This is a genomic window from Psychroserpens luteolus, from assembly GCF_021032705.1.
Lineage (GTDB): Bacteria > Bacteroidota > Bacteroidia > Flavobacteriales > Flavobacteriaceae > Psychroserpens > Psychroserpens luteolus.
On the sequence record NZ_JAHVXI010000002.1, the window covers coordinates 59,530 to 73,712 of the forward strand.

Annotated in this window: 15 protein-coding genes; 2 read left to right on the top strand and 13 right to left on the bottom strand. The window is 34.8% G+C overall.

Translation table 11 applies throughout. The features are described from left to right. Positions 1-10: 10 nt before the first annotated feature. Positions 11-550 (bottom strand): gliding motility-associated peptidyl-prolyl isomerase GldI, encoded by a 540-nt coding sequence (gene gldI / locus KWG70_RS05895; protein WP_230935068.1) that lies wholly within the window; start codon positions 548-550, stop codon positions 11-13. Further along, a complete protein-coding gene (locus KWG70_RS05900; RefSeq protein WP_230935069.1) occupies positions 550-1,566 on the bottom strand; it encodes a DHH family phosphoesterase in 1,017 nt (338 codons plus the stop codon). The genes gldI and KWG70_RS05900 overlap by 1 nt, the downstream gene beginning before the upstream one ends. A gap of 89 nt (positions 1,567-1,655) precedes the next feature. Between KWG70_RS05900 and KWG70_RS05905 the strand changes: the two genes are divergently transcribed. Both KWG70_RS05905 and KWG70_RS05910 read left to right on the top strand, forming a co-directional pair. After that, positions 1,656-2,075 (top strand): nucleoside-diphosphate kinase, encoded by a 420-nt coding sequence (locus KWG70_RS05905; RefSeq protein WP_230935070.1) that lies wholly within the window; start codon positions 1,656-1,658, stop codon positions 2,073-2,075. A gap of 94 nt (positions 2,076-2,169) precedes the next feature. Beyond that, complete coding sequence (locus KWG70_RS05910) at positions 2,170-2,928, top strand: DUF481 domain-containing protein (RefSeq protein WP_230935071.1); 759 nt, start codon at positions 2,170-2,172, stop codon at positions 2,926-2,928. Here KWG70_RS05910 and KWG70_RS05915 read toward each other — a convergent pair whose 3' ends face one another. The 11 genes from KWG70_RS05915 to KWG70_RS05965 form a co-directional block, all read right to left on the bottom strand. Continuing rightward, the gene (locus tag KWG70_RS05915; RefSeq protein WP_230935072.1) at positions 2,929-3,513 is read right to left on the bottom strand and encodes a DUF4269 domain-containing protein; all 585 of its coding nucleotides are present in this window, start codon (positions 3,511-3,513) and stop codon (positions 2,929-2,931) included. Further along, positions 3,488-4,027: a YcxB family protein gene (locus KWG70_RS05920; protein WP_230935073.1), complete on the bottom strand. Its 540-nt coding sequence runs from the start codon at positions 4,025-4,027 to the stop codon at positions 3,488-3,490. The genes KWG70_RS05915 and KWG70_RS05920 overlap by 26 nt, the downstream gene beginning before the upstream one ends. 106 nt (positions 4,028-4,133) lie before the next feature. Then, complete coding sequence (locus KWG70_RS05925) at positions 4,134-4,328, bottom strand: cold-shock protein (protein WP_230935074.1); 195 nt, start codon at positions 4,326-4,328, stop codon at positions 4,134-4,136. Positions 4,329-4,609: 281 nt separating this feature from the next. Beyond that, positions 4,610-5,686, bottom strand: a complete 1,077-nt coding sequence (locus KWG70_RS05930; RefSeq protein WP_230935075.1) for a DUF418 domain-containing protein — start codon at positions 5,684-5,686, stop codon at positions 4,610-4,612. A 67-nt stretch (positions 5,687-5,753) separates the two neighbouring features. Continuing rightward, positions 5,754-6,407 carry a hypothetical protein gene (locus tag KWG70_RS05935; RefSeq protein WP_230935076.1) on the bottom strand — a complete coding sequence of 218 codons (654 nt, stop codon included), beginning with the start codon at positions 6,405-6,407 and terminating at the stop codon, positions 5,754-5,756. A 24-nt stretch (positions 6,408-6,431) separates the two neighbouring features. Continuing rightward, on the bottom strand, positions 6,432-7,094 hold the full coding sequence (locus KWG70_RS05940) for a hypothetical protein (protein ID WP_230935077.1): 663 nt from the start codon (positions 7,092-7,094) through the stop codon (positions 6,432-6,434). A 105-nt stretch (positions 7,095-7,199) separates the two neighbouring features. Then, positions 7,200-7,628, bottom strand: coding sequence for a hypothetical protein (locus KWG70_RS05945; protein WP_230935078.1), 429 nt, complete (start codon positions 7,626-7,628; stop codon positions 7,200-7,202). Between the two features lie 157 nt (positions 7,629-7,785). Next, positions 7,786-8,865, bottom strand: a complete 1,080-nt coding sequence (locus KWG70_RS05950) for a hypothetical protein (protein WP_230935079.1) — start codon at positions 8,863-8,865, stop codon at positions 7,786-7,788. Between the two features lie 271 nt (positions 8,866-9,136). Beyond that, complete coding sequence (locus KWG70_RS05955; RefSeq protein ID WP_230935080.1) at positions 9,137-11,365, bottom strand: SulP family inorganic anion transporter; 2,229 nt, start codon at positions 11,363-11,365, stop codon at positions 9,137-9,139. A 30-nt stretch (positions 11,366-11,395) separates the two neighbouring features. After that, positions 11,396-11,752 carry a hypothetical protein gene (locus tag KWG70_RS05960; RefSeq protein ID WP_230935081.1) on the bottom strand — a complete coding sequence of 119 codons (357 nt, stop codon included), beginning with the start codon at positions 11,750-11,752 and terminating at the stop codon, positions 11,396-11,398. Then, positions 11,745-14,165, bottom strand: a complete 2,421-nt coding sequence (locus KWG70_RS05965) for a penicillin acylase family protein (protein WP_230935082.1) — start codon at positions 14,163-14,165, stop codon at positions 11,745-11,747. Before KWG70_RS05965 ends, KWG70_RS05960 begins: the two co-directional genes overlap by 8 nt. Positions 14,166-14,183 lie beyond the last annotated feature (18 nt).

Sequence of the window (14,183 nt, forward strand, 5' to 3'; positions counted from 1 at the left end):
TATATTAAATTTATTGGTTTTGTTTTATAGTGTTTACAGTTACTTTGCACATTAAAGGAATATTAGTTCCAATTCTATTATTATCGCCATAATAACCATAGGCTTTTTGTGACGGAAACAGGAACGTTACCGATTCTGTCGGTTTCATTAATTTCAGTCCTTCTCGAAGTCCTTGAAATATTTCTTCCTGATCCATAGCATAATTTTGCGTGCCTAACTCTTCTTTGGTATATATTACATTTCCGTTGAGATCCTTTACATCATAATCGAAGTTAACGATATCTCCAAAACTAGCTGTAATCGTATCTATTTCAACTTTAGTATGGTAGTAATACCAAAAGCCATTAGCAGAAGCCACATAATCATATTCAGGGTTTTGTGCCATTATAGCTTCAATACGTTTTTGTTCACGTTCGTTAAGCTTTTTGTTACGTTCGGCAGATTCTTTAATGAATGATCCCGATTTAACATCTTTAGGCTGACGCGCCTCAGGAGTTTTGCAACTCATGGCCAATAATATTAAAAAGAGTAAAGGATATATGGTTTTCATTATGCGTTGAGGTCTTGTTTATATTGAGGCAAGATACTAATAAATTTATCAATGGTGTCGTTTAAATTTAAATCACTTTTTCCTCCAGCAGCATTGGTATGACCTCCACCACTAAAATGCTCCCTTGACAATTCGTTTACCGAAAAATCGCCTTTACTACGCAGCGAAATCTTGATGATGTTCTCTTGTTGATTCTCAATAAAAATGGCTGCAAAAATCACACCTTTAAGTGATAGGCCATAGTTAACGAAACCTTCGGTATCTCCCTTTTTAAATTTAAATGTATTCAATTCTTCTTGGGATAGTGTAATGTAAGCTGTACGATATTCGGGAATCACTTTTAAGTTGCTTAATGCACGTCCCAATAATTGCAAACGTTCGTAACTATTGGTGTCATATAAGTTGTTATGAATTTGAGAATTATTAGCACCTTTTTCAATCAGGTTTCCAATAATCTTATGGGTTGCACTCGTTGTAGATGGAAATCGGAAAGATCCAGTATCTGTCATAATCCCTACATACAAACACGTAGCGATATCAGAATTAATTGTATCAGAATCACCGAGCATATCAATAAAATTATAAACCATTTCACAGGTCGATGACATGCTTACGTCAGAATACATATACGCGGCATAATTATCAGGTTGTTGATGATGATCGATCATGATTTTCATGCCTTTGGATGCTGCTACTGCAGTTTCCATATCACCAATTCGACTCAATGAATTAAAGTCTAAAGTAAAGATGATATCAGCATCTTTGATATAGTCGTCACTTTCGGCAGTATCGCTTTCATATTTCAGAATGGTTGACTCGCCAGGCATCCACTTGAGGAAATCCGGATAGTCATTAGGCGCAATAATGATGGCTTTATGACTGTGAGATTTGAGATAATGATATAATCCGAGAGTAGACCCAATGGCATCTCCATCTGGATTTTTATGCGGAATGATAACAATGGCTTTAGGTGAACTTAAAAGCGCTTTGATGCTATTAATGTCGTCTTTATTCATAGAGGACGAATATACAATTTTTTAATAATGGTTTTTACTGAATAATCTAATAATTGTGTTATTTTTGCACTCAAATTTAAAATATACAAATGGCAACAAATAGAACATTTACCATGCTTAAACCAGATTCTGTTGAAAAAGGGAATATTGGTGCAATTTTAGAAAAGATTACAGCTTCAGGTTTTAGAATCGTAGCGATGAAATTAACACATATGACAACTCAAGATGCTAAAGCATTTTATGCTGTGCACAGTGAAAGACCATTTTATGGAGAATTGGTTGAGTATATGACAAGAGGACCAGTTGTGGCAGCGATCTTAGAAAAAGATAATGCTGTTGAAGATTTCAGAACTTTAATTGGTGCGACAAATCCAGCTGAAGCAGCTGAAGGAACCATTAGAAAATTATATGCAGCTTCTATGGGAGAAAATGCGGTTCACGGAAGTGATAGTGATGAGAACGCAGCTATTGAAGGTGCTTTCCATTTCTCAGGTAGAGAAATGTTTTAAGCAACGCATACGTTTATAATATTTATATAGTTAAAGCGCAACTCATAGAGTTGTGCTTTTTTGATTTATTTTTGTGGTTTTTATACGATATCATATGAAAAGGATCTTATATTGTTTCGTTTTTATTCCTATGCTTTTATCGGCTCAAATCAATGAAAGTGATACGCTTAAATTGAAAGCAAATTTGTCACTTACAGGATTTTGGCAGGCTGGAAATGTGGAGACCTTGATTTTTAGGGCAAAATCAGACTTGAGTTTTAGACCTTGGAAAAAATGGGTATTCAAAACCAACAATTCTTATGTATATCAAGAGTTTGGAAAAGAAAAGGCCGATGAAGATATCTTGAGTCTTAACTTTTTATATTTTAATCCAGAACGAAAACTCTATCCTTTAGTTTTAGGTTTTGTAAGTACCAACTTTAGACGAGAAATTGATGTGCGTTATCTCTTTGGTGCAGGCGTGACTTATCAAGTGTTGAACAAGAATAAAAATTGGCTTAAGTTTTCAATTACTGGTGAATACGAACAAACCAATTTTTCTGAAACCGACTTTAATATTTCGGAATATGATGGCAGTAAATCGATCAACACCTTAAGAGGTACGATATGGGTTAATGGAAAGTACCATCTATTCAAAAACAAATTGATTTTAACCCATGAGAGTTTTGTGCAACCGTCTCTAGAACGTAGTAATAATTATAGGTGGCGAGCCGATTTTGGGTTAGAGCTCCCAGTTTGGAAGTTTTTAAATTTCAAAATCAACTATCTACATACCTTTGAAAGTATTGTCATTGAAGGTCAAAAGCGTCAGGACAAATTTTTAACATTAGGATTTACTTTAAAAAGCTATTAATTATAGCTTTAGCAATTCAACATAAGGATCACCACTTAGTCCTAAAAGCTTTGCGAAAGCAGGTTCTGTTTTCATGCCGTTAGATTTCAATTCTATAATATCTTGTCTGAATTTTGATCCTTTTTCTGTCAAAATTCGATCTTCAATAACCATATGTTGATAGGCGTTCTGCTGGTTGGTTGGAATGTTTTGTCCGAAAATCTCAAATGAAAACTGTTCTGTCTTAAATTCGGCAATTGTTGATTCTATATTTTGATATGTTGTCGTATAGATTTTAAAATGGTCGTAATGCCCAAATAACTTCGTCATATGTACAGAAAATGCGCAGTGATTATTACATTGACATATGATATCTAGATCACTATCTGGTAAATCGATACCAATGGGTATGGTTCCTGTTAGAATGGGATCATAGGTTTTGAGTAGTTCCAGAATGTTAAGTTTCTTAATAACAGTGTAAGCGCGTTTTTGCCTGTTATTTCCGGATTTGAGATAGTCGATATGTTTAAAGTCTTTGGTCAATTCTGGACATTTTGAATTCTCTGTCTGACAACTTACTTTATTTCCACTCCCAATCCAGTTCATTGACATAGTCTAAATCGATATCAGTAAATAGTTTCTTGAATTTGTCATGATCAGTAACAGCACGTTTTGGGATAATTAAAGATAATTCTGATTTAAGTTTTAAAAAGTAATGCTCTTTTAATTCGATCAATTTATCAAACTCCGAATCTTGTATTCTGCTTTGTGATCCGAAATCGGAAGTTTCAATAAAATCGGTGTCATCACCAAAAGTGAGCACGTTTTCCTTGCCTATTCTGTTTTTATAATGTTCTTTGATATGGTTTTCAAAGTGTCTTTTATATCTCCCTTTGGAATACAATGGATAAAAAATATACCAGAGTAGTGCAAAAAGAATAAATAGTATTGCAAGCTCTGTCCTCTTCAAAAAGAACATCACTAATCCTAGTATCACATAAATTATTGGGATAACTAGTCTTGATTTGTTTCTGTTTTTTTTATGCTGTTTGGATTTAGAAGACGCATAAAGTTGATATTCTAAAAAATCATCAAAGTTTAAGGTGTAATGTAATGTCATTGGTGTTGAAGCTTGTTAATACAAGGAGGAAAGTTAAAAAAAAAAGATTGCCTATCTAGACAATCTTTAATTTTGAACTATAAGAAATAGTTAGATTTGTTTCTATTTAATGAATGACTTCAACGTTAATAGCATTTAATCCTTTTTTTCCTTGTTCAGTTCTAAACTGAACTTTGTCATCTTCTTTGATGTTATCAATCAAACCTGAATTGTGTACAAAAATATCCTCTCCTGAGTCTTTTGATGTGATAAACCCAAATCCTTTTGAGCTGTTAAAAAATTTTACTGTGCCTTCTTGCATCTTTACTAAATTTAAAATTAAAAATAAGTTTTGTTCAAGATTATATCCTGTGACGCTAATTTGAGTATATCATAAGCTTTGTTATGAGCTATTCATGATTTTGCAAACGCTTAAAAAAATAAAGTAGTGATGAAATAAAAAAGGAAAGAAGGGCTAAACTCTTTAATTGATTATAAAATAATACCCTAGAATTGTAAAGGTGTTCTGCTTGAACAGTGCAAATATAGACTATTAAATATTGGAATATGTCCTAATACTTAAAAATCTTCATCGCTAGCTTTTTAATTGGTTAATTTTCTCATGATCCATTCCAATGGTCCTGATTGTTTATATTTCCGCCACACTACAGCAAATAGAATGCAGAGTACACTAAAGCCTAATGCATAAGCCACTGAAAATTGAACAGAATATTGACCCATTTTTGAAGGGTCTATCGCGTCAATAAGTCCCATGCCGATAATAACATGCGCCACATAAAAGGTGAGCGCTAATTGTCCAGTTTTATTTAAAGCGGTAATTATGATATTATTTTCATAGCGCTTGGCGATTAGTATACATGCTGAAATGATGGAGAAGGCTATTGCAATTCCGTTGAACATATAAATGGGCAGTGGTGGCATTGGATTGGTTCCAATAATTTCAGCTAATTCTTTTGCAGTGTCTTGGTTTCCTGCTGATAAGACTACAATAGAGACATAGGACAAGGCTTGAATAGATAAGAAAATAAGTGTACTCACCCAAAAGGTCTTTTTTATGAACTTATCATTGTGCAAATCCTGTTTTCCAAACCAATAGCCAAACAGCATAAAGGCAGTCCACGGAATTACAGGGTGAAAACCGTTGGAAAATAGATTCCTCAAAAACCCATTAAAGGTCCAAAAATCTTGATAGGTAAGCGTTTTAAAGTCCCAACCAGTTTCATAATTCCAAAGGATCATAAGTATCGGGAAAGCCAGTATTATGGCGATTGCTGAAGCTATAAGTGTTTTTCCTTTGCTGGTTAATAGCAACATTGTTACAGCCATATAAATCCCATAAAAATGAAGAATGTCTGCTGGCCAAATGGTGATATAGGAGATGCCGACAACAAAGAGGAATACAGCTCGTTTTGCAATTCTGTTGCGAGCAATTTTTAATTTGGCTTGATCATTATTTAGAATGGCAGAATTGGTCATTAAAGCGAGCCCGACACCAGCTAGCACTACAAATGTTGCAGCAGCTTTTCCATCAAAAATGCCAACAATAGACCTTAACCAATTAGGACCAGATTGCCCAAAAACAACTTTAAAATTGACAATGATCATTCCGATAATAGCCAATGCTCGTGCAACATCAATTCCAATGATTCTTTTTTTCATGTCTTTCTTTTCTATTTAAATAGACGTGAAATGTTGTATGATGGTTGCCTGAGGTGCTGGTACTTTGCTATTTGTTTTTTATTAATAGCGGATACACCTCTCCAGAGTCATGCTCATCAATAATAAACATAAAGTCATTTTTGTAGTTTAGTCCTTCGAACTTTTGTTCAAAGTCCATTTTCATTAAAGTTTCATGAATCGCAATAAAGCCTTCAAACTTGTATAATTCAAACAGTTCTATAAGTCCGTCTAATTCATCAATATCCACATCTTTATACTCTGAAGGTAAGTTCTCATCATCTAGTATGGCCAAGGGATCCATAAAACTCATAGTGATTCCTGGTAAGGCATCAAACTTGGTGGCGAAGTCATAGTCGTATCCCATGTCAAATTCTTCTGTTTGGACTTCGTAGTCTTTCCAAGTTCCAATGCCATAGGCTGCAGCATCTACACCTTCCATTAAAAAATAGCCATCAAACTCGAAGAGGATGGCAAATAACTCCTCGTCTCTTACAATGCCCTTTTCAGGATTTATCCACCATTCGTTCAGGTTCTTCTCAATTTCAACCTCTAAGTGTTGCTTATAGGTTTCAAAATCATAGGCTTTTAATTCCTGATATAAACGATACAGTAGCTTATCCAAATTAGGGATAGCATTAAAATTGGTGTCGTATTCGTTTTTAAGACTGGATAATGTTGCTATTATTTTGCTGTTGCTCATGGTTACCTATTATAGTTAATAAGATCATTTTTTTCTTGAAAGTTTTATAATCAGAAACACGAAGCCAACTAGTATGAATAAATAGGGAGAATATCTTCCGATGATATAACCAAGGCGATAACCTTGCGACTTACCGTTAAACTGACTTATTTTATTGTCCTTATTTATTTGTGCTGAATTAAAAAAATAATCTTTCGTTTCATTATTAAAAGACACGTCGTCGAAATAACTAAAACAATAAACACTGTTGTTTAATATAAAAACATCTGTCTCACTCGATTGTTTATTATTAGAACTTATCACTTTAAGTTTCATACCAACAAAACTATCTTTCTGGATTTCAATTTCTTCAATGCGCATAGAGTTTCTACTATTACTAATTCCTTTTGAATACCCTTTATAATACGTCATTAAAGATTCTTTATCATGAGGCAAATTAGATAGATTTTCATCAGTAGAGTTGTTTTTTAAAGACAATCTTTGGAGCATATATGTAGAGTTGCCAACAGAAGTGTAGATTTGACGTGTATCGATTCCATTCAAAATACTATCTAACACATAAACTTTTTCACTAGGCATTCGAACCGAAATTAGCGAATCAAACTTATATTCATACCACTGTGTTTCCTGAGAAAAAGATTGAGCCGAAAAGAACAGCATAAGTATTAGAAAAAATGTCTTTATCATTTGAATAAAATTTAGTTATATAGAACTTTTAACTTGTTAGTTTTTGCTAATATGAGTGCATTCAGACTGAGATTAATTATACACGTTACTAGGCAATGTTTCTGTTTATCTTTTTTCAAATTCTTCATTACATTCTGCACTTTTTGAACGTTTATTAATTTCAGTGAATGAAAAGTTATTTTCTGTGTTGTCAACAACAAAATTTAAAGGCTTGAACTCTATTTTCTCATTACGATTAATAAATTCCACTGATAAGGATTTTCCAATATTGTAATCTAAAATAGCTTTTATTGAATCGGTTTTGAATCCACCTGGCAAAATATAATGCATGGTATCAGATTCTATTTTATAGTAAGTCCAACTTGTTTGTATTCCTGAGGTTGTTACAACTCTGAATGAATCTTTTTTAGTGTACAACTCTAAATATCCATCATTAGAATTACATGAATACCAGTTTCCTTCTAATTGGTTTGTATTTGGTTTACAAGAAATTAATGAAAATAAAAATAAAAATAGAATAAATGAGTTTTTCACTTTCTTTAAATTTTTGCTAGCGTGTTCGTGTATGGTTAGTTGCGTAGACAAGAACTAAGTTAGCAAAAGAAAACGAACCAGAGGAAATTTCAAAGAAATTTCCAAGTAGGCAAGGCAAGAACGAGCAATTGACTATACACGTTGTTAGCCACAGTTTTTATGCAATTATTTCTTGAGCGTGTAATCGAATTATATTATCTACATCTAGCAAATTTCTTTCTTTATAGAAGTTGGTATGTTCTTCATAGGTAAGCCACCTAGAACCAATCATTCTTGCGTTAAAAAGCTCATCGAATATTTTGTAAGACACATTCCTACCTTTTACATTTTTCTTATTCAACGACTTTTCGGTTTCCATTATTTTTTTTACCTCGCATATTGGAACATGAAGTCCTGTACTTACCATTTTACTATCAGAATTTTGTAGTTTGCTTGTTGGACGTAGAAATGCACAACAATAAGGAAGGCGATATCCTTTAATGGACTTTTTTCCCTTGTCATTATTGCAATATCCTGCTTGACAAAGGTTTTTACTCATTTTTTCAATTTGAGCACTTAAACTACCAGCTTTAAAATTTAGGCTTTTGTTATTCCAAGTTTTATATTGCATATGTAGAAAACGTATCTGTCCACTTTTTGTGTCCAGATGTTCATAAATTAAGTCAGCTCCAATTATATTTTCTGCATTATCCGGATGTAAAAGTCTTAAACGAAGAACATTATCACTATCTAATTTGTAATCAACAAACTCTTCTCGCTCATAGATTTTATGCTTTAATTTGAGATCCTTTCTTTCAGCTAAATAAGTATCTCGATTTAATATTTTATGTTCAGAAATTTTACGTGGTTGAAAATATTCAATGGCATTCTTATAATCTCTAATCCGTTTCTTTAGAAATCTTTTATTTCCTTTATTCAATGCAACATTATCTAAATCTTTTAAGTCTTTCTCAATTAAATCAACTGGATTGACTTCATTTTCTGGTGTTGATTGAGCGTCCGCTAATTCTTTGTAAAATTTAACCCAATCACTTTCATTTTTTCTATCTAATAAACCTGTAATTGAATCATAAATTTCTGGATTCAAATCTTGAACCAAATCTATAGTCTGTTCGTAAGAAATAGGTTGATTTAATTTTCTCGAAATACTAACCACCTCTCTTAATGCATTAACAAGTTGAAAAGCCGTGTTTCTTCTTTCGTCTTCGTTTACAGAGTCATTTGAAAAGTAATCCATACTAGTTTATTTATGCTTTCCGAAAGTTAACCAAAACAACGCTTCTATTTATACGTACTTCTACGTATCTTTTAACGTCCTCCTAAAATGCTTAATTGTTTTCCTAATAAGGCCAAAACACTAGCAGCTAAGCCGTCTGCAATACCATTCATAAACATTCATTAAATTCAATAGTTGATCAGAAAGACTCTCGTTAGCTTTTACATCTACTATAAAATTTAAGTATAAACTTTTTCGGTTACTTCTTGTTTTTGTATTCTATTTCTATATCCTAATCCATTATGTCTATGAGTGTGGCTAATTCTTTACCATAATCTATAAATGCAATGGTTTCATCTGTCCTTGCCAATTTGATTTTATCAAAAATAACTAGTGCCTCACCATTACTTTCTAAATGATAAATCTGACGACTTTCGAAAAAACGAATGATTTCATCTGAAAAAAATGACCTAATCTCAGATTCATTATTCCCCATAAGCAAGAATTTTTTAGAAAAATCAGGATACATATCAAAATCAATGTCCTTATAGCCAGTAAATGCCATCACCTTGTCAAATATTTTTTCTAATACAGCTTCTTTTTCCATGGTAAAAACGGGAATTTTTTTATTCAATTTTAAGACCATTAGAGTGGTGTTAAACGTCTCAGCTGTAAAAGCCTGACCTTCATTGAATGTTACATCTGCAATTTCCCAAGACACATCCAAATCTTTAAATGTTCCTTTGAGACAATTGTATTTGCCTTCAATAGGTCTAATTTCAAAAAAGTGGAACTTCTTTAAATAATCTGTATTCCAATCAACTTGACTTGCGTATTGATAATTTTTCTCAGTTGCTAAATTTCGTAATCGCTTTTGCCTTTGAGATAGTTTAGTTCCAGAACCAGCGATATTAATTTTTAAAGCCCTATTATAGGTAGATGAAGAAACATGAGAATCTAATCCTGATATAAAGACCTCACCGCCTGTAGCCCTCTGTATGTTTAGGTAGTCCACTAGGTAGTCCATATAAGTAATGCCTACCAATCTTGTTTCTGATAAATCAATATTGACATCTGCTCCAGAAGGAATTTGAGCCACTAGTTTATCAACTTTTATAATGCCTAAAAAATTCGCAATACCTCTAATCTTTAAATCGAAACTGCCATCTGATCGCTTTATTAATTTTGTACGTGATTTATAAACCATTTTAAAAAACCGAGAAATGGATACCCTTGCCAATAACATGTGAATGACCAGTGCCAATAATAACCCACCGAGTAAACCAATTAATAAATTGGTGTAAAGTGTTAAAACCATGGTGCCAACAAAAAATATTAATTGCTCGATTCCTTGATTATAAATTTGTTTAAAAACGGCAGGAGACGCTAATTTAAACCCAGTATAAACAAGTAAAATTGCAAAAGCACATAGCGGGACTTGTCTCATTATTGGGCTCAAAACCACTATAAAAACTAACAATAAAAGTCCTTGATACATGTTGGACCACTTTGTCTTTGCACCATTATGAATATTGACTGTACTTCTAATAATGACAGCAATAATTGGCAGACCTCCAATTAGGCCAGCTACCATCGTACTCAATCCAATGCCAGTCAAATCTTTATTTAAATCCGTCTTTCGTTTATAAGGGTCAATTTTGTCAACAGCTTTCGCAATGGCTAATGATTCAATACTTGTTATGATTAAAATAGATACTACGGTTGTCCAGAATTCAATGGTATTGATTTTACTAAAATTTGGATGCATTATTGAATCCATAATATTATCTGGAATATCCAACAGCAGATTAGGTCCTACCTCGTATGCCTTTCCAAAGAATGAAAGCGTATGTTGGTCAAAGAAATTGAAAGCATAAACAAAGGGAATGGAAAGAGCGACGACCCACATTGGCGTAGGCAAAATATGGAAAAATCGATTACTGATTTTGGAATGAAACAATAATAAAAGTAAGCCTACCAAAGCAATAATCACCACAAAAGGATTCGCTTGAGGTAGGTATAGAACCGCATCAATAAGGTTTTGTATAATACTCGGACTATCTGAATGCGTGCCTAAGGCAACATGGATTTGTTTTGCAAAGATGATAATTCCGATTGCTGCCAAAATACCGTGAATTACAGAAGAATGGAATATATCCGCTAATCGACCCAATTTCAATACTCCCAATACTACTTGAATAGCACCTGAAACGACCACTGCTGCCAATACATAACTAAATGCTTGCCCAGAACCATCATCCATCAATACAATTCCCAAAAGTATGACAGCAATAACTCCTTTGGCAGGTCCGTTGACCGATATATGACCACCTCGATAAAGGGTTGTTACAACACCGCCAACAATTGCTGAGATGATACCGGACATTGCAGGTGCACCTGCTGCCAAAGCAATGCCTAATGAAAGAGGTAGTGCAATAAGTGATACACTCACTGCTGCAATTAAATCACTTTGCCAATTTTGAATTAAACCTTTAAAGCCTTTTTCTGGTGTAATTTCCATGTATTTAACTATCTGTGTTTATAAAATATTTTAACGTCCTCCTAAAATGCTTAATTGTTTTCCTAATAAGGCCGAAACACCAGCAGCTAAGCCACCTACAACTCCAGTCACGAGGATGAGGAGATATGGATTTCCACCTAAATAGAGTAGTACCGAGATCTTTTTGGCGAGTGTAAAGTCATTGCCACTACTTACCATAACCGCATAAACGACCCAAAATAGGAGAATGGCAAAAAATGGGACAAAGAACACTGCCGATTTTTTCAAACTAAAAAACAGCGCAGAGACAAAACCTGCCACCATAACCGACCACCAAGGTAAAAACTGAGATAAGATCAAGGCTAATATAATCGTAACGATAAAGTTGATGATGTTTGGCTTACTCATTGCTAGAAGGTGTTAAGGTTTGTGTAGAGATGATATCGCTTGTTGCTGTGTCGCTTTGCATAAAATTGAGCTCGTGATAGTTCCCAGCAGCCCAATCGTCTATAAAGTTATCGTAATAGGTGCTTCCTGGGTTTCCAGACTGACCGCCTGGATAAATTCCCAATGCTTTTGGAGGCGAACTCATTTCTACGATCATACGCCATGATGGCCCATGGTTTTTAGAAGTGGCATTCACAATATTGGCATCACCACCAATAGGCAAATCAAAGCGCGAAAAGGCAGGCAATCCTTGCAATAGGTGTCCGACATATGTGCCTTTAAAATCGCCCCAATTGTAATCACCATGCTTGGCTTTCCATTCGGTGAGATAGGTAGCTGCTTCTTTAAAGGATTTTAAGAACAGGTCATTAGCTGTTTCTTTTTCGGGTGTGTCCAGAATATCCATAAAGGGATCTTCAGGATGGTGTTTCAATAAATAAATGGCTTGATAGGTAAACGGTGAGGTTAAGGCTTCATCCTCACTGTCAAACTCATCCCAAATCATTGGATATAGTGCATGCCACCAGGCACGCCAAATGCTTGGCCCAACCTTATCAATGTCATTATAGAAGTCCCAGCCTTTTAATTCCTCCAATAGCTTTTCTTCATCTGGTGTTAGTCCAGAATCTTCCATATGCGCATACATATGAGGCAAGAGTTCGGCCGCTTTTAAATTATAGTTGTTATTGTGAAGCGCTTTAAAGTCGTCTACAGAGAATTTTTTCTTAGAGCTGAAGAAACTATTAATCACACGATTGCGATAGGTTTCGTAGCCATCGTTAAATACGTAGAACGGATAACTTTCATCCACAGGATGCTGGTTGGCAGAACTCACAAAACCACGTTCGGGATTCTTGACATGCGCATTAAAAGCTTGCGGAATAAAACTTTGCCAATCGTGATCCGGATTAGAACCATCCATTAAGAATTTGCCTTGACCTTCCCACTTATTTGGAAAGAGTCCTTGAATCCACAAGGCAATATCACCTTCGGTAGAGGCGAATACAAAATTTTGCGCAGGTGCTGTATATGTTTTTAAAGCATCGACATAATCGTCGTAATTCTTGGCCTTATTGAGTGCTAAAAACGGACGTTGGTTATTGCCACCAATATGACCAACCCATTTCATGGCATAGCCAGCACGTTCGTTATCACTTTTAAAATTATGATCGTAAGTCACGGGACCATGATGTGTGTAGATCACAGAATCGATAACCGTTTGCGCACCTCGCACTTTTATGCTTTCCACACGAACACTTGTGTTTTTCCATTGCTTGTCATGTTTGTACTGCGTTCTTGTGTCGTCTTTAAATTCGATTTTATACCAATCTAAAACATCGCGTGTTGCATTGGTTTCGCCCCAAGCGATATGTTCATTAAATCCTGAAATCACACCTAAAGCACCTGGTAGTGTTGCTCCCATAGTTTTATGGTTTGGTGTACTTAATTGCATGACAAACCAAATAGAAGGTATGTTTAGACTTAAATGCGGATCGTTAGCGAGTATTGGATTCCCTGTTGCCGATTTAGCGCCTGAAACTGCCCAGTTGTTACTGCCATTATCAGGATGTGGCTTTTCAATGGTCTCTCTAATGGTATCTAGAGGCAATTCACTTCGTGGTGTTTTTGTTTTTTCGGTATCAATAAAACTCCAATCGGTCTCTTTAGGAATTACAGGATCGTTCACATCAAAGAAATCAGGGAAGAGCAAATCGAAGCGTTCCTGACCAAATTTACGTAAGACGTTGGTGTATTCGAGATCGTCATCACCACCTGCTAACATTTTGGTCATATACATCAAAAGCAAGGCTGTTTTTTTGATAGTCCAAGGTTCTGGCTTGTAATCCAATAATTTAAATTCTACCGGAATGCTCTTCGTGTCCAAAGATTCGATATAAGCATTTACACCATCACGATAGGCTTCTAAGAATGCTATAGCTTCAGGATCATCTTTCATTTTTTCTAAGGCTTTTTCTGCGCCATACGCCATACCACGTCTGCGTTCACGACGATCATAATCTATGGCATTTTCCCCTACAATTTCAGATAAGCGTCCAGCTGCAGCATGTGTTTGAAACTCCATTTGCCACAAACGGTGTTTTGCAGTAATATACCCTTGAGCTTTGTATAGATCGGCGTCGTTTTGTGCGAAGACATGCGGAATTAAATGTTCGTCATAATGAATCGTAACTGGAGCCGATAAGCCTTTGATGGTTACATTTCCGTCGATAACCTCATTGGTATCATTTTGCCAGACACCACTTACAGGATCGAGGAATTTTCCAATGGGAGGGATGCTACCTAGCTTTGTATTTAAACAATAAAAAACAACTAAGGTGAGCACCAAAGTTGTAATGAGTTTGATGTATTTCATGCGGTTGGAACTTTTAAG